This window comes from Aeromonas sp. MR16 (assembly GCF_022549315.1).
GTDB classification, from domain to species: Bacteria; Pseudomonadota; Gammaproteobacteria; order Enterobacterales; family Aeromonadaceae; genus Aeromonas; species Aeromonas aquatica.
The window spans coordinates 96225-111349 of sequence record NZ_JAKZFK010000008.1 but is presented as its reverse complement, the minus strand read 5'-3'; the positions used below and the strand labels follow the sequence as shown (position 1 = coordinate 111349).

Below are 15125 nucleotides of genomic sequence, written 5' to 3'. Positions count from 1 at the left end.
TTGGGCATTCGGGGAGATCCGCTTGTCCAACGGAGTGAGCAGGTTGGCCAAACAGTGCCGTCAGCCAGTGTGTAACCCGAGATGTAAGGAGACATCCTGATGGAAAAACTTGACCAAGAGATCGACACCATGCGCCAGGAGTTTGAGTCACAGGGGCAAAAACAGGCCCACGACAAATGGCAAGCCAGGGTCGATGAACTGCAGCGGGAGCGCACCGAGACGCCCCAGCCGGAAGCGGCAGAAAACTAGCCAGGGGATGGTCACTGAGGAGTGACCATCGTCAGCTTGATAAAAAAACCACCGCCCGGAGAGGGCGGTGGTTTTTTTTCAGGCTGACTGGGATATGCGGCTCAGTCAGGTTTCATGGATGCAGGCCGAGCCTTAGGTGGGGGTCGTCAGCGGTTGGCGCCACATGTGGTACATGGTGTGGCAGTTGACGAACAGGAAACTGAGCTCGATCAGGCTGCCGCCGATGGAGCCTATCAAGATGTTGTGGCTGGTCCAGCAAAACCCTCCCGCCAGCATGCAGAGCCGCAGCGCTATGCCCTGAGTACGGAACAGGCCCCAGGTGCCGACAGTTGTGCCTATGATGGGGAGCCACTGCACCGGGCTGGTGATCCCGGGGATGCCGAGCCCCCACACCAGCACCAGGAAGAACAGCATCACCCAGGGGCTGCGGGTGCGCCCCGAGATGAGGGTGCGAGCGCAGCTGAGGCCCGCGCTGAGGCCCGCCGTGCTGGCCCCCATCAGCAGGAAGTGAAGGGCGATGGCCCCCTGATAGAGGCACAGCCGCAGTCGAAAACGCCCGTCATCCCGCTGCCGGAAGGCGCTGATGCCGACCAGCATGGCGGCGAGGCCGATACCCTGGGCCAGGGGTTGTTGCTGGAACAGGGTCCAGACAGGTGCCAGCCAGCTCAGTGCCGTGTCCACAGGGAGACCTCCCCTGTGAAGAGTGCCGATGCCTTGGCGTGATAAGGGGCGCCGCCGAGTGTGGCTGTGAGATCGACGTAGGGTGTCAGCGGGTCAGTCATGAAAAACCTTGGGTCCTGGTGCCGCATTGAAGTGGATATCATGCAGCTTGCGTCTGGCCCGCTCGCAGTGGATGGCGGGTTGGACAAGGGGGGCAGGCCGTCGGGAGGGCCTGTCCGGTGGAAATCGTACCCATGTAACCGGTTCCAGTCAATGCGTCTCTCATCGCCGCCTCGTGGCCTGAAGACCGCCAGCAAACCGACCAGAGCCCATGGGATGGTTCTGGTCGGTGTATGCAGGGCCTGACCGCTTGCCACGGGGGAAAAGGGGGCGCACATTGACAGGCCCACAGGGTGGCCGTGCCGGTGATCGAGGATCCCGGGAGGCGGCCCCCGCTTCCCTCATCGAGGTAGACACGATGAAGATCCTTGGATACGCCATGGCGGCGGCGCTGTTCATCTTGCCGGCCATCTCCCAGGCCGCCCCCGGTGTTCAGGTCGGTTTCTCGCCGGAAGGCTCGGCCCGGGTGCTGGTGCTGGCGACCATAGCGGGTGCCAGACACCACATCCGCATGCTCGCCTACGCCTTTCAGGCTCCCGATATAGTACAGGCGCTGGTGGCGGCGAAAAAACGCGGGGTCGAGGTGCAGGTGGTGATCGACAAGAGGCGCAATCAGGGCAAGGCGAGCAGGGCGGCCATGGAGGCTGCGACCCGCGGCGGGGTGGCGCTGCGCACCAACGATCGCTTCCACATCCATCACGACAAGACGATCATCGTCGATGACAGCACGGTCGAGACCGGCTCCTTCAACTTCGCCCCCTCCGCCGAGACGCTCAACTCGGAGAACGTGATCGTTATGCGCGATATGCCGGACGTCACTCGCCAATACTTGGCACACTGGCAGTCCAGATGGGCACAAGGCGTGCCTTATCCTGCGACTTGAGAGGCGTCTTGGCTCGGGGCCAAGCTGCCAGAGAGTGCTGCAACAACGAGGGCCATCGATGATGGCCCTCGTTTTTTATCTGTCCGGCTTGTCACGGCTTAACTGCGGTTACCCGCACGGGCGACCCGGCCCTCGGCCAGCAGCTGGTAGCGGCCGGTGGTGGCGGGGACGAAGGCGGATTGTCCTTTCTCCAGCCGCAGTGTCTCATCACCCTGCTTGAGCAGGACGTCACCATCGATGGCAAACAGGATCTCGGCGCTGGCGGTGGTGAGTGCATGCTCACCGGCCGGATAGACGCTGAAGGTGAAGTCCGGCACCGGCACCTCGAAGTGCTGCACCATGTTCTCGGTCATGCCCTCGACGCGGGGGGCAAGCAGGATCTGATCGTCCGGTTTGGCCACGCAGCGGGTGCAGTCCAGCAGCTCTGCCACGTCTATGTATTTGGGGGTCAGGCCTGCGCGCAGCACGTTGTCGGAGTTCGCCATGATCTCGAGGCCGGTGCCGCGCACATAGGCGTGGGGCGTGCAGGCGTCGAGGAACATGGCCTGGCCCGGCTCGAGGGTCACAACGTTCAGCAGCAGCGGTGAGAACAGCCCCACATCCCCCGGGTACTGGGCGGCCAGGTTGGCGATGAGTGCGAAGGTCTCTTCGTCCTGATGCTCGCAGGCATAGGCCAGCAGGTCCGTCAGGGCGGCTTCCTTGCGCGCGCCGTCCAGGATCAGCAGCTGGTGGAAGAAGTGCTGCAACCCGGCTTCGTTCTGGTTGGCGGCGAGGGCCGCGACCAGATCGGCGATGGCCGCCAGCTTGACCCGCTCGAACAGCGCCAGGATGGCGGGAATGGTGCGAAAACCGTTCATCGCCTGATAGGGGGTGAGGGCGAACACCAGCTCCGGCTTGTGGTTAGGGTCTTTGTAGTTGCGATTGCCCGCCTTGAGGGGGATGCCGGCGGCTTCCTCCCTGGCAAAACCGGCTTCGGCCTGGGCCTTGCTGGGGTGCACCTGGATGGAGAGCGCCTTCTCGGCGCACAGCACCTTGAACAGGAAGGGCAGGCTGCCGAAGCGGGCCAGGGTGGCGTCCCCCAGCACGGCGGCGGGGGCGGCCTCGATCAGGATCGAGAGTTTCTGCGTACTGCCCGCGACGCTCACCTCGGAGCAGCCGTTCGGATGGGCGCCCATCCACAGCTCGGCCTGGGGTTTGTCATCGGGATTGGGGATGCCAAACAGGCGGGTGAGGGCGTCATGGCTGCCCCAGTCGTAGCCCTGGATCGGGTTGTGCATCGGCAGGAAAGGGGGCAGTGAAGAGGGCAAATCGCGACTGCTCATAAGGGACGCCTCATGTAATTTGAAAAAACTCGAGTGAAGAAAAAGGTGGAATTGACCCGCAGAGCCGGACTATAACATGGGCGGTCGCGCGCGCCGCAATCGCTTGCCTCTCTCTTGATCGGGATCATCATGTCACTCATCTTCAGCCAGCTGCTCGACGGCGCCCTCCATGAACAGGTTCCCTTTGAGCAGATCTGGTTTGCCAGCGAGCAGGGCGTGCCCCCGGGTTTCAGTTATCAGGTCAACTTTCCCCGCCTCGAGCTGGTGTTCAGCGGCGAATACTTAAACCAGATCTGGGACAAGGAGCAGGGCAGCAAGCAAGTCAGCGTGTTGCCGGGACAGGCGCTCTACATACCGCCAAACGGCTGGAACAAGCCGCAGTGGAGCACCGACTGCTCGGTGCTGAGCCTGCTGTTTGGCAAGCGCCAGCTCGGTTTCAGCCTGGTGAGCAAGCGCCGTGACGAGCCCGATTTTTTCGACGTGCAAAAACACAGCATCATGGCCCGGGCGGGGCACGTGATCGAACACATACTGGCGGCGCTCAATACACTGACCGAGGATCCCGGTCGCTCCCCCACCGACAACCATCTGCTGCAGGCGCTGCTCACCAGCGCCCGCCAGCTGCTGGCCGAGTCCACCTTCGATCGGCCGAGGGGGGCTGACCTGTTTCACGGCATCTGCATCTACATCCAGGAGAATTTCCACCGCCCCATCAGCCGCGACTCCATCGCGCACCGCTTCAACGTCTCGGCCAGCCATCTCTCCCACCTGTTTCGCGAGCAGGGCCACATGCGCCTGGCCGATTACATCAGCTGGGTGCGGATCGACAGGGCCAAGTTCATGCTGAAAAAATACCGGTTTCGGCTGGAAGAGGTGGCGAACCGCTGTGGTTACGTCGATGTAAATTATTTTTGCCGGGTGTTCAAGCAGAAGACCGGGCTGACCCCCTCCCAATACCGCTCCCTGAGCCAGCCGCAGGGCCAAACCGATGGCCTGGCAGGATGAGGGAGGGCGCTCTCAAGCCCGAGCAGAACAGGCTTTGGATGCGGTTCGGGTTGATCGAACCTGAACCGGTCGGGCGCATTGTGATCCAGTGCTCGACTATGGTCGGACATGCGCGCCCGCCATTTGATTATGAAAATGGATGGGCTAAGATGGCCGCGCTCAATGACATATTTATAACAAACGGAAGTTAGGAGATGCCGATGGAAAGCAGAGTAGTTATCCCGACCACAGGTCAAAAAATCACAGTCGATGCCAACGGCAAGCTGCAGGTTCCCCACAATCCGATCATCCCGTTCATCGAAGGGGATGGCATCGGTGTGGACGTGACCCCGGCCATGTTGAATGTGGTGAATGCCGCGGTCGAGAAAGCCTACAAGGGCGAGCGTTCTATCGCCTGGATGGAGATCTTTACCGGCGAGAAATCGACTCATGTCTATGGCGAAGGCGCCTGGCTGCCGGCGGAGACCCTGGATTTCATTCGTGAATACTGCGTGGCCATCAAGGGCCCGCTGACCACTCCGGTCGGTGGCGGTATTCGCTCCCTCAACGTGGCCCTGCGTCAGGAGCTGGATCTTTACATCTGCCTGCGCCCGGTCCGTTACTACGAAGGCACCCCGAGCCCGGTCAAGCGCCCGGACCTGACCGACATGGTGATCTTCCGCGAGAACGCCGAAGACATCTACGCCGGTATCGAGTGGAAGGCGGACAGCGATGAAGCCAAGAAGGTCATCGCCTTCCTGCAAAACGAGATGGGCGTGAAGAAAATTCGCTTCCCCGAGTCCTGCGGCATCGGCATCAAGCCCATGTCCAAGGCCGGTACCGAGCGTCTGGTCCGTGCCGCCATCGAGTACGCCATCGACAACGATCGCGACTCCGTGACCCTGGTGCACAAGGGCAACATCATGAAGTTCACCGAAGGTGCCTTCAAGGATTGGGGCTATGCCCTGGCCCAGAAAGAGTACGATGCCCAACTGATCGACGGCGGCCCCTGGTGTTCCTTCAAGAACCCGAAGACCGGCAAGACCATCGTCGTCAAAGACGTCATCGCCGACGCCTTCCTGCAACAGATCCTGCTGCGCCCGGCCGAGTACGATGTCATCGCCTGCATGAACTTGAACGGTGACTACATCTCCGACGCCCTGGCCGCTCAGGTCGGTGGCATCGGCATCGCCCCGGGCGCCAACATCGGCGACGGCGTGGCGCTGTTCGAAGCAACCCACGGCACCGCGCCCAAGTACGCCGGTCAGGACAAGGTCAACCCGGGTTCGCTGATCCTCTCCGCCGAGATGATGCTGCGCCACCTGGGCTGGACCGAGGCGGCCGATCTCATCATCAAGGGGATGGAAGCGGCCATCGCCAACAAGACCGTCACCTATGACTTCGAGCGACTGATGGAAGGCGCCACCCTGCGCTCCTGCTCCCAGTTCGCCCAGGACATGGTCGATCAGATGTAAGCGGTAAGACTGAAATGCAAAACCGGCGCCATGAGCGCCGGTTTTTTTATGGGTGAAGAGCTAAGGGACTTACTGCGCCTGCTCTACGTGTTGCTGATAGCGCTGCTGCCATTTGCTGCTTTCGGCTTCGTCGCCCTGGGTCTGCCAGAACTCGCAGATGGAGCTGGCGAGTTCGGATGCCATGGCATGATCGCCATCGCGGCGGCTCATCAGGTATTGTCCCAGCCAGCTTTGATACTGTTTCATAGTCCGATCTCCTTATCTAAGGTGCTCTTGGTGGTTGCCGTCCGGCGGGTTTCCCCAGTCAGACTGGCTCATCCAGGTCACTTTTTGGATTGTGTACCGGCTCGTCACAAGCAGTGAAATTGCCCCTGATCTTGCTGGATCAGGGCGACAACGATACGCAATTGTCAAAAAACGGCCACTATCGTATCACAAAATAACCAACTTGGGGGGATTAGCATCAAACAGACAGGCGCGGGGGCTTGCAGGCACAGATCAAAAGATGTGCCATCTTGCTGATCCATGAAGAGAAAACCCGCCATGAAGGCGGGTTTGGCAGTTGAAAAAAACTTAAATCTTGGCCGTGGCCAGATATTTCTCCATCTCTTCCGCAGGCACCATGCCGCCGCCGGTGGCCCACACCAGGTGGGTGGCCTGTGCCATGCGCCGGGTATCCAGACCGCGCGCTGCCTGCCACTCGCCATCGGCGCTGACCCGCCAGGGGCCCGGCATGCCGGCGAGGGCTGAGGGCTCGAGGCGGATCTGCTCGTCCCGCGCCAGCAGCCCCAGCAGATCGTACATCTCCTGATCGCTTAAGGTGTAGAAGCCATCCAGCAACCGCTCCATGGCGCGGCCGACGAAACCGGAGGCGCGCCCCACCGCCAGGCCATCGGCGGCGGTGAGGTTGTCGATGCCCAGATCCTGCACCGAAATCGCATCGTGCAGGCCGGTGTGCACCCCGAGCAGCATGCAGGGGGAGTGGGTGGGCTCGGCGAAGAAGCAGTGAACGTTATCCCCGAACGCGAGTTTCAGGCCAAACGCCACCCCGCCCGGACCGCCGCCCACTCCGCAGGGCAGGTAGACGAACAGCGGGTGCTCGGCATCCACCTCGATGCCCATCTCATCGAACTGCTGTTTCAGCCGTTCACCCGCCACCGAGTAGCCGAGGAACAGGGTGCGGGAGTTCTCGTCATCGATGAAGAAGCAGTTGGGATCGCGCTCGGCCTCCTTGCGTCCCTGCTCCACGGCGACCCCGTAATCCTCGGCGTATTCCACCACTATGACCCCGTGTTCGCGCAACTTGCGCTTCTTCCACTCCCGGGCATCGGCAGACATGTGCACGGTGACGGTGAAGCCGAGCTTGGCGCTCATGATGCCGATGGACATACCGAGGTTGCCGGTCGAGCCCACGGCGATGCTGTACTGGCCGAAGAAGCGGCGGAACTCATCGCTGAACAGCTTGCTGTAGTCGTCGTCTTCGCGCAGCAACCCAGCTTTGAGCGCCAGCTGCTCGGCGTGGGTCAGCACCTCGTAGATGCCGCCACGGGCCTTGATGGAGCCGGAGATCGGCAGGTGGCTGTCTTTTTTCAGCAGCAGCCGGCCGGTGACGTCAACGCCGTAACGCTCATTGAGAGTCGCTTGCATGGCCGGGATAACCGCGACTTCTGACTCCAACATGCCCTGCATGGCACGGGTCTCGGGGAAGGCCTGGCACAAGTAGGGGGCGAAGCGGGCCAGGCGGGCTGAGGCGTCCGCGACGTCGCGTTGATCCAGCCCCACGTAGGGCAGGCCGGCCGCCAATGTGGTGGCATTGGGGTTGAACCAGGTCACAGGCTCGAGAGAGATCAGCGTCTGAACCAGCGGGTACTGAGAAATGAGCTGCGCAATGTCGGTATTTTTCATGGGATGTCTCTGTCTTTTACACGATATAGGAGAGCAGGAAGGTGCCGGCCAGCGCCATCAGGGAGGCGAGGAGGGTGGCACTGGTGTAGTACTTGAGCGTTTCGTTCAGGGTAGCGCCGCAATACTGCTTCACCAGCCAGAACAGGGAGTCGGTCACCATGGTGCAGCCGATGGCGCCTGAGCCGATGGCCAGCGTCATGATCTCCGGGCTGATGTTCGGGTAGTGCACCATGATGGGGGCGACGATGGCGGTGGCCCCCATCATGGCGACGGTGGCGGAGCCGACGGCAGCGTGCAGCACTATGGCCACCAGCCAGGCCAGCAGTATGGGGTGCATGTCCAGCTGGGAGAGGATGGTGGCGAGGCTGTCCCCCAGGCCACTGGCCTTGAGCACGCCGTTGAAGGCGCCGCCCGCCCCGATGATCAGCAGTATGTTGGCGATGGAGGAGAAGCACTGCTCCGTCTTGTCCAGCAGCCCTTCCATCTTCATGCTCTGGCGGATCCCCAGCACGTAGTAGGCGGTGAAGGCGGCGATGAACATGGCGGTGATGGGGTTGCCGATAAACTCCAGCAGGGTATAGAGGGCGGAGTCATGCGCCATGTTCAGCTCGGCCACCGTCTTGGCCAGCATCAGCAGTATGGGCAGCAGCACGGTGAAGAGGGAGGCGCCGAGGGAGGGGAGCTCGGCCTCATCGCGCGCTTGGATGTCGGCAAAGGCGGCGGGCACGCCCTTGAACGGCACCCGCTTGCCGAGCAGCTTCAGGAACAGGGGGCCGCCGACCAGGGAGGCAAAGAGCCCGACCGCGAGGCCGTAGACGATGACGGATCCGATGTCGGCACCCAGCTGATTGGTGACGTAGAGCGCGGCCGGGTGGGGCGGTACTATGCAGTGCACGGCCATCAGGGCGGTGCAGAGCGGGATGGCCAGGGTCAGCAGCGAGGTCCTGGTCTTGCGGGCGATGGAGAAGGCCAGCGGAATGAGCAGCACGACTCCCACTTCGACAAACAACGTGATGCCGCACACCAGACCAACCAGCACCATGATCACCTGAGGCGAGAGCCAGCGGCACTTTTGCAGGGCGAGACCTATGCGCTCGGCGGCGCCCGATACCTCCATCATCTTGCCGAGTATGGTGCCAAGGCCGATGACGGCGGCGAGGAAGCCCAGGGTGCCGCCTATGCCCTCTTCCATGGCATTGACCATCTTGACCGGGTTCATCCCCATCATGGTGCCGACATAGAAGCTCGCCAACAGCAGGGCGAGGAAGGGGTGGATCCTGCCCTTCACTATGGTGAAGACGATCAGGATGATGCTAGTCAGCAAGGTACCGACGACCCACATTTCAGAATTCATACTGCGCCTCGACAAGGGTGATAAGAGATGAACGATGGGCCTATTGAACGGGAATGGTGCCGGGCTGACAAATGATGAAAATGGCGTCTTGGATGAGCTGGGTTGATGCAAGAGTGCCACATTCATCACATTTTCCTGGGATGTGGTGATTTGGGTTCGCTTGTCGCATCCAAAAGAGCGTGCAGCGGGATATGATGGCGGCATGACCCGGCCCCCTGGTGAGAGATGCGGATGTATACCGAAGACAACTATGTGTCGAGAAACAAGCTGCTCAATGGCTATCAGCTTGCCAAGTTGCATACCTTCGAGGCGGCGGCCCGTCACAGCTCCTTCGCCCTGGCGGCCGATGAACTGGCGCTCAGCCCGAGCGCGGTGAGCCACAGAATAAGCGCCCTGGAGGAAGAGCTCGGCTTCAAGCTGTTCCAGCGTTTTCACCGCAAGGTGGTGCTGACGACGGAGGGGCAGCGGATATTCTGGGCACTCAAGTCGTCGCTGGAGTTCATCAATCAGGAGATCCTGGAGATCAAGAATCAGGAGCTGTCCGGTTCCCTGACCGTCTACTCCCGCCCCTCCATCGCCCAGTGCTGGCTGGTGCCAAGGCTCGCAGACTTCTCCCGCCTGCATCCCCAGATCGATCTCAACATCATGACCGGCAACGAGAACATCAACCTGCACGGTTATGGCATCGACTTGACGCTCTATTTTGACGACAAGACGCCGGAGCGGCTCGCCATTCACCCGCTGATGGACGAATACATGGTGCCGGTGTGCAGCCCGGAATATGCCGAACAACACCAGTTGCTCGGTAACCCGGGCAATCTGCAGCACTGCCGGCTGCTGCATGACAGGCAGGCCTGGGGGCATGACTCAGAGACCGACGAATGGCAGAGTTGGGCTCGCCAATCCGGCCTCGTCATCGACGGCAGTCAGGCAAACATGGGCTTCGATCGCTCCGATCTCGCCATCATCGCCGCCATGAACCATGCCGGCATCGCCATGGGCCGCAAGCACCTGGTGAGCAAGCGGTTGGCAAGGAACGAGTTGGTGGCCCCCTTCCCGGACAAGGAGGTACGCTGCGAGCAGCGTTATTACCTCGCCACGCTCCCCAACCGCCAGTGTCCCAAGATCCAGGCCTTCATCGACTGGATCAGAGCCCAGGCGCAATTGGCAAGTTGAACCGGGAACTATGTTGGGAGTTCATACCGGCATGAGGGTCACGCCATCCGTCGGTAGCGTATTAGCGTGGGAATGAAAAACTCGCGCATCATTTGTGCAAGGCGGCCAACCGTATTGGTCGAACGCTTGCCCCTGGCGGGTGACCGGATTGCGGCGTCGGCATTTATCTGTTCGACAAATGTTATGGGGAAACTGACCCGGCATTAACCTGCGCTGAAGAACATATTGTCTATGGTGCTGGTTTTTCAATAAGTTCAGGAGTGTGAATTAGCCCCAGAAAATAATGAATATGATGTTGTCAATAATCCTTCTACAGTTATAAAATCATTATGTTGTTATCGAGCAGACATGCTATTCTCAAAATGAGTCATCCCTGTGACATACAAAAATAATTCTGTGAGGAAGTAATGAACGAATTTCTAAAGGTTCTGCTGAACATTCGTAGCTTGCGCGCTGCCATCCGTGAATTGCCGTTTGAGCAACTGCAAGAAGCGAAAGAGAAGTTTGATCTGGTATATAACGAGCGTGCCGAGTCTGTTGAACAAGAGCGGGCCGAGCAGGAAGAGCGCCAGCGCAAGCTGAGCGAGTTCACCGAGATGCTGCAGCAAGCTGGTATCGATCCCCGTGAATTGATCGGCAGCGTGGCCACTCCGGCTGCCGCAGGCGCGACCAAGAGCAAGCGTGCTCCGCGTCCTGCCAAATACAAGTATCAGGAAGATGGCCAGGAAAAGACCTGGACTGGTCAGGGCCGTATGCCCAAAGCCATTGCCGAGCAGGTTGCGCTGGGCAAGGATCTGAATGACTTCCTGATCTGATTGTCTTGATCAATTCAGCGATAATGCCGCCTCTTGGGCGGCATTATTATTTTTGAGATCATGTTGCGGTACCACTGCATGGGCTAGAGCAGATATTTACCTCGTGGTCATGGGAATAGCCATGGTCAGCACAGGGCAATAAAAAGATATCTGTCAGTAGTGAGACTGTACTCAACATCAGCCATTCCATTCTTAATCCTCTAGCGAGGACTCACACAACCCTCTTCTGTTGCCGATGATCCTGATGGATAAATGCAAGATCCGCTCGACTCGATGAAATAAGCAAACTCACTTTCGGTCGCTCCTCTCTGTCGCTGCACCCATTTTCTTGGAGATGTTATCCCTGTCAGGCTTAGGCTCCCGTTATCTCTGCCCTATTTGGCACCCTTGCACTGGATATATATGAGGGCAGTCGACGAAGGCGATGATTTTTTAATACGGGGTCTGCTGACCCCGTCGTGAATAAGGAGGGCGTGGGTCAACTCACTAGCTGGATATCCTCACTCTGGCGCGAGCTCGACGACATTCTTGCCAAGCGGCGACGAGCCAGGACGGCATCGGCCAGCATGGCAAGCAAAGCCTGACTATCTTCCCAGCACAGACAGGCATCGGTGATCGACTGGCCATATTGCAGCTCATCCAGCGGTGCCGGCTTTTGGCTGCCTTCTTGCAGGAAACTCTCGATCATGACGGCGGCGATGGCATCGCTCCCTTCGCCCAGTTGGCGGCAGAGCTCGCCGGCGACCCGCATCTGATTCTTGTGCTGCTTCTGGCTGTTGCCGTGGCTGCAATCCACCATCAGCCGATGGTTGAGCCCCAGGCGCGCCAGCTGCTCTGCGGCATCCTCTACGTCGCTCTGGTGGTAATTGGGAAGGGTGCCACCACGCAATATGATGTGCCCGCTCGGGTTGCCCTCGCTCTTGATAACCACAATACCGCCCTGGCTACCGGGCGCGGTAAACAAGTGGGACGCTTCGCTGGCCTGGATGGCATCGATGGCCACCCGGATGTTGCCGTCGGTGCCGTTCTTGAAGCCGACAGGACAGGGCAGGGCCGAGGCGAGCTGCCTGTGTACCTGAGATTCAGTAGTGCGTGCCCCAATCGCTCCCCAGCTGATGAGATCGGCCAGATAGAGGAAGCTGGTGGTATCGAGAAACTCGGTGGCGGTGGCCAATCCCAGCTGATTGATGTCCAGCAGCAGTTGGCGGGCCAGATGAAGGCCTTGACCTATGTCGTTGCTGCCATCCAGGTGAGGATCGAACACTAGCCCCTTCCAGCCGACCGTGGTGCGCGGCTTCTCGAAGTAGGTGCGCATCACGACGAGCAAGCGGTCCTGATACTCAGCGGCCAGCCTGGCCAGGCGCCTTGCATAGTCGAGCGCGGCGAGAGGGTCGTGGATGGAGCAGGGACCTATCACCACCAACAGGCGATCATCGGCGCCGCTGAGGATCTGGCGCATTTGATGTCGATGTTCTTCTATTTTCTCCGCCATCTCCGTGGGGCAGGGGTGCTGTGCCAACAGATCGGCGGGAGTGGGGAGAGCCTCGACCGCGAAGGCGCGCATTACCGAATTCAAAACTGCCATCTGGATTACCTTGCTGTACCTGGGGGTAAGTGAGCTGTTTACGGCTCAGGACCCTGAATGTCAGGGATCGGAGCGCGATGACAGATCACATTATTGAGAGTGATTATCATTATCTTGTTGTCTCTCTCGAATGCAAGCCCTGCAGAGGGGATCACCAAGATGGGGGGGAGGAGAAAAAAAGAGTGGAAATTGGCTCTTGAACAGGCCTGTCTCCTGTCGGAGATAGGCCTGATTTATATAGGGAAAATAAGGTGTTATCAGCTGTCCATCACGGTGTGGCGATCCTGATGATAGGCATCTTCATCCTTGCCATGGCGCCAGTAAGGCACCGCATAGACCCGTTGGCGGTCCACATCCAGAGTGCGTCTGACATGGCGGCGCAGCGGTACCACCAGACCCTCCTCCCCACCGAACCAGAAATAGCTCTGATCCGCCACCATGGGCAGGGCGGTGAAATAGCTCACTAGTTGTTCGGTCTGCTCGGGAGCGCCGACAAACCAGCGCAGGCTGACTCCTGCTGGCAGCGACAGATCCTGCACATCTTCCTGATGGGGCACCAGCAGGGCGATATGGCCCTGAGCCTTGGCGGGCATCACCTCGGCCATGGCGCTGATGGCGGGCAAAGAGGTGAGATCCCCCACCATGTAATAGTGCAGGGCCAGCTGCAGCATGGGATCCGGACCGCCTGGACCCGAGATGGCCAACCGATCCCCCGGCTGCACATGCAGGGCAAAACGGCTAGCGGGGCCAATATCGCCGTGCAGGGCGAAATCGATATCCAGCTCCAGGGCCTCGCGGCGGAAGGCGCGGATGCTGAAGGTACGGATGATGGGTTTCTGGCTTGGGTCTTCCCAGCGGGGCCCCTTGGGGGTTGGCGTCGGCAGTACCGCATGCTCTTGACCCGGTTGGGGCAACATGATCTTGATATGGGCGCCGCCGCAGCTGAAAGGATAATCGGCCAGCTCGGAGCTGGTCAGGCAGATCCGACGCAGATGCGGGCCCACATCATGGACATGTTTGACGGTGAGCAGACGAGGGCGATTGACCGGGGCGGGCTGTGACATATGAGTACTCCTGGCAGACGATGGCGCCATTTTTCATCAAATGAAAATTATTATCAATTGCTTTGTGGGGAGGGGGAGGGCTGCCTGAGCCAGGGTGAAGTCCACCCCGGCCCAGGTGAAGAGAGGAAGTGCCAGAGGCTAGGATCCCCGATCACTGCCCCCCAGCGCCTGATAGATCCCGGCCATGGTCTTGAGCTGGGTCTGCTGCTGGTTGAGCAGACTCAGCTCGGCGTCCCACAGGCGGTTTTGCTCATCCAGCCAGGGCTGCACCCCGGTCGCCCCCGCCTGGAAGCGCGCCTCGGCCAGCCGCTCGGCCTCTTTGGCGTAATCCCGCTGCTGTGTCAGGTAGCGCAGTTGCTGCTCGCCCTGATGACGAGCCGACAGACCATCTTCCACCTCCAGCAGGGCGGTGTAGAGCTGCTTGCGAAACTCGGTCTCGGCAATCTGGTAATCGAGCTCGGAGCTCGCGATGGAGAGCCGGGTCTGATTGTACTCGAGGAAGGGCAGGGCCAGGGTCGCCCCCAGTGTCCCCACCGGGTTGCTCAGCATCTGGGTCAGGGTGTCCGAGGTGGTGCTGGCATTGCCGGTGAGGCTCAGGGTGGGATAAAAGCCGGTGCGGATCTCGTCCCCCTTGGCCAGCGTCTTGCGCAGCCGCAACTCGGCGGCCCGCACATCGGGACGGCGGGCCAGCACGTCGGCCGGGATGCCGACCGCCAGGGTAGGGATGGGGGCCATGACCAGTTCGGTCGGGGCAAACTCCAGCGGGCCACTGCTGCGGCCGAGCAGCAGGCGCAGGGCGTTGGCGGCCTGCTCCCGTTGCTGTATGAGGGCGGCAAGCTCCGCCTGTTTACCGACTTTCTGCTGGCTGGCCTGCACCAGATCGAGCCGGGTGATGGCACCCGCCTCATACTTGGCCCGGGTCAATCGCTCGGCCCGCTCGTAGTTGAGCAACTGCTGCTCACCGAGGGTGATGGCCGAGCCGAGATAGGCCAGCTGCCAGTATTGTTCCAGCGCCTTGCCGATCAGCATCAGGCGGGTCGCCGCCAGATCCTGCTCGCTGGCCTCTGCCTCCCAGCTCGCCTGATCCCGCACCGAGGCGAGCCGCCCCCAGAGATCCACCTCGTAGCTCAGGTTGAGCGAGGGCCCCAGGTTGCTGCTGGTGCTGCCATCCTTCATGTTCTTGGAGCCGCTCGCCCCCAGATTGGCACTGATCTCAGGGGTGAGATTGGTATCGGCCAGATCCGCGCCGAGCAGGGCGCTCCTGAGCCTGAGCCCCGCCACCTGCATGTCCGGGTTGGCGGCCAGCACGGCATCGACCAGCCTGTCGAGGGCGGGATCCTTGAACCCCTGCCACCAGGGACCCGCCTGCTGCTGGGTGAGTTCCTCGTCGGCCTGCTGCCAGTTCGGCGCCACGACCAGATCCGGTTGGTGATAGGTGCTCTGCTGACTGCAGGCGCCGAGGACAAGGCTGACGGCGAGGCAGAGCCCTGTTTTGGAGAAGAGGCAGAGCCTCTGTCTGAATAGGTTGTGCAT

At 60.6% G+C, this 15125-nt stretch carries 14 protein-coding genes; 6 read left to right on the top strand and 8 right to left on the bottom strand.

Translation table 11 applies throughout. The features are described 5' to 3' along the window. Positions 1-99 precede the first annotated feature (99 nt). Positions 100-249, top strand: coding sequence for a hypothetical protein (locus MM194_RS08580; RefSeq protein WP_152599150.1), 150 nt, complete (start codon positions 100-102; stop codon positions 247-249). A 132-nt stretch (positions 250-381) separates the two neighbouring features. On the opposite strand, the gene MM194_RS08575 is transcribed toward MM194_RS08580, so the two are convergent. Next, positions 382-873 (bottom strand): YgjV family protein, encoded by a 492-nt coding sequence (locus tag MM194_RS08575; RefSeq protein ID WP_277605085.1) that lies wholly within the window; start codon positions 871-873, stop codon positions 382-384. Positions 874-1387: 514 nt separating this feature from the next. Here MM194_RS08575 and MM194_RS08570 point away from each other — a divergent pair. Further along, entirely contained in the window at positions 1388-1912 is a 525-nt protein-coding gene (locus MM194_RS08570) for a phospholipase D family protein (protein WP_033130344.1), read from the top strand. 98 nt (positions 1913-2010) lie between these two features. On the opposite strand, the gene manA is transcribed toward MM194_RS08570, so the two are convergent. Next, on the bottom strand, positions 2011-3234 hold the full coding sequence (manA, locus tag MM194_RS08565; protein ID WP_241343323.1) for a mannose-6-phosphate isomerase, class I: 1224 nt from the start codon (positions 3232-3234) through the stop codon (positions 2011-2013). A gap of 129 nt (positions 3235-3363) precedes the next feature. Here manA and MM194_RS08560 point away from each other — a divergent pair, with 129 nt between their 5' ends. Both MM194_RS08560 and icd read left to right on the top strand, forming a co-directional pair. Then, positions 3364-4239, top strand: a complete 876-nt coding sequence (locus MM194_RS08560; protein ID WP_241343322.1) for an AraC family transcriptional regulator — start codon at positions 3364-3366, stop codon at positions 4237-4239. Positions 4240-4439: 200 nt separating this feature from the next. Beyond that, a complete protein-coding gene (icd, locus tag MM194_RS08555; RefSeq protein ID WP_033130346.1) occupies positions 4440-5693 on the top strand; it encodes an NADP-dependent isocitrate dehydrogenase in 1254 nt (417 codons plus the stop codon). 69 nt (positions 5694-5762) lie between these two features. Here the strand turns inward: icd and MM194_RS08550 are convergent, their stop codons facing one another. The 3 genes from MM194_RS08550 to dsdX all read right to left on the bottom strand — a co-directional run bounded on the left by MM194_RS08550 (position 5763) and on the right by dsdX (position 8952). Further along, positions 5763-5939 carry a hypothetical protein gene (locus tag MM194_RS08550; RefSeq protein ID WP_152599154.1) on the bottom strand — a complete coding sequence of 59 codons (177 nt, stop codon included), beginning with the start codon at positions 5937-5939 and terminating at the stop codon, positions 5763-5765. A gap of 327 nt (positions 5940-6266) precedes the next feature. Next, positions 6267-7598, bottom strand: a complete 1332-nt coding sequence (locus MM194_RS08545; RefSeq protein WP_033130347.1) for a D-serine ammonia-lyase — start codon at positions 7596-7598, stop codon at positions 6267-6269. A gap of 16 nt (positions 7599-7614) precedes the next feature. Next, the gene (gene dsdX, locus MM194_RS08540; protein ID WP_241343321.1) at positions 7615-8952 is read right to left on the bottom strand and encodes a D-serine transporter DsdX; all 1338 of its coding nucleotides are present in this window, start codon (positions 8950-8952) and stop codon (positions 7615-7617) included. Positions 8953-9183: 231 nt separating this feature from the next. Between dsdX and dsdC the strand changes: the two genes are divergently transcribed. Then, on the top strand, positions 9184-10128 hold the full coding sequence (gene dsdC / locus MM194_RS08535) for a DNA-binding transcriptional regulator DsdC (protein ID WP_241343320.1): 945 nt from the start codon (positions 9184-9186) through the stop codon (positions 10126-10128). A 407-nt stretch (positions 10129-10535) separates the two neighbouring features. Continuing rightward, a complete protein-coding gene (locus MM194_RS08530; protein ID WP_025327689.1) occupies positions 10536-10943 on the top strand; it encodes an H-NS family nucleoid-associated regulatory protein in 408 nt (135 codons plus the stop codon). Positions 10944-11421: 478 nt separating this feature from the next. Here MM194_RS08530 and MM194_RS08525 read toward each other — a convergent pair whose 3' ends face one another. The 3 genes from MM194_RS08525 to MM194_RS08515 form a co-directional block, all read right to left on the bottom strand. Beyond that, a complete protein-coding gene (locus MM194_RS08525; RefSeq protein WP_241343319.1) occupies positions 11422-12528 on the bottom strand; it encodes a 3-deoxy-7-phosphoheptulonate synthase in 1107 nt (368 codons plus the stop codon). A gap of 257 nt (positions 12529-12785) precedes the next feature. Continuing rightward, complete coding sequence (locus MM194_RS08520) at positions 12786-13592, bottom strand: siderophore-interacting protein (protein WP_241343318.1); 807 nt, start codon at positions 13590-13592, stop codon at positions 12786-12788. A gap of 138 nt (positions 13593-13730) precedes the next feature. Next, positions 13731-15125, bottom strand: a complete 1395-nt coding sequence (locus MM194_RS08515; RefSeq protein WP_241343317.1) for an efflux transporter outer membrane subunit — start codon at positions 15123-15125, stop codon at positions 13731-13733.

Bases quoted from the DNA above. Each gene is read 5' to 3' on its own strand.
- MM194_RS08580 (WP_152599150.1), top strand. From the start codon at position 100: ATGGAAAAACTTGACCAAGAGATCGACACCATGCGCCAGGAGTTTGAG.
- MM194_RS08570 (WP_033130344.1), top strand. From the start codon at position 1,388: ATGAAGATCCTTGGATACGCCATGGCGGCGGCGCTGTTCATCTTGCCG.
- manA (WP_241343323.1), bottom strand. From the start codon at position 3,234: ATGAGCAGTCGCGATTTGCCCTCTTCACTGCCCCCTTTCCTGCCGATG.
- MM194_RS08560 (WP_241343322.1), top strand. From the start codon at position 3,364: ATGTCACTCATCTTCAGCCAGCTGCTCGACGGCGCCCTCCATGAACAG.
- icd (WP_033130346.1), top strand. From the start codon at position 4,440: ATGGAAAGCAGAGTAGTTATCCCGACCACAGGTCAAAAAATCACAGTC.
- MM194_RS08550 (WP_152599154.1), bottom strand. From the start codon at position 5,939: ATGAAACAGTATCAAAGCTGGCTGGGACAATACCTGATGAGCCGCCGC.
- MM194_RS08545 (WP_033130347.1), bottom strand. From the start codon at position 7,598: ATGAAAAATACCGACATTGCGCAGCTCATTTCTCAGTACCCGCTGGTT.
- dsdX (WP_241343321.1), bottom strand. From the start codon at position 8,952: ATGAATTCTGAAATGTGGGTCGTCGGTACCTTGCTGACTAGCATCATC.
- dsdC (WP_241343320.1), top strand. From the start codon at position 9,184: ATGTATACCGAAGACAACTATGTGTCGAGAAACAAGCTGCTCAATGGC.
- MM194_RS08530 (WP_025327689.1), top strand. From the start codon at position 10,536: ATGAACGAATTTCTAAAGGTTCTGCTGAACATTCGTAGCTTGCGCGCT.
- MM194_RS08525 (WP_241343319.1), bottom strand. From the start codon at position 12,528: ATGGCAGTTTTGAATTCGGTAATGCGCGCCTTCGCGGTCGAGGCTCTC.
- MM194_RS08520 (WP_241343318.1), bottom strand. From the start codon at position 13,592: ATGTCACAGCCCGCCCCGGTCAATCGCCCTCGTCTGCTCACCGTCAAA.
- MM194_RS08515 (WP_241343317.1), bottom strand. From the start codon at position 15,125: ATGCACAACCTATTCAGACAGAGGCTCTGCCTCTTCTCCAAAACAGGG.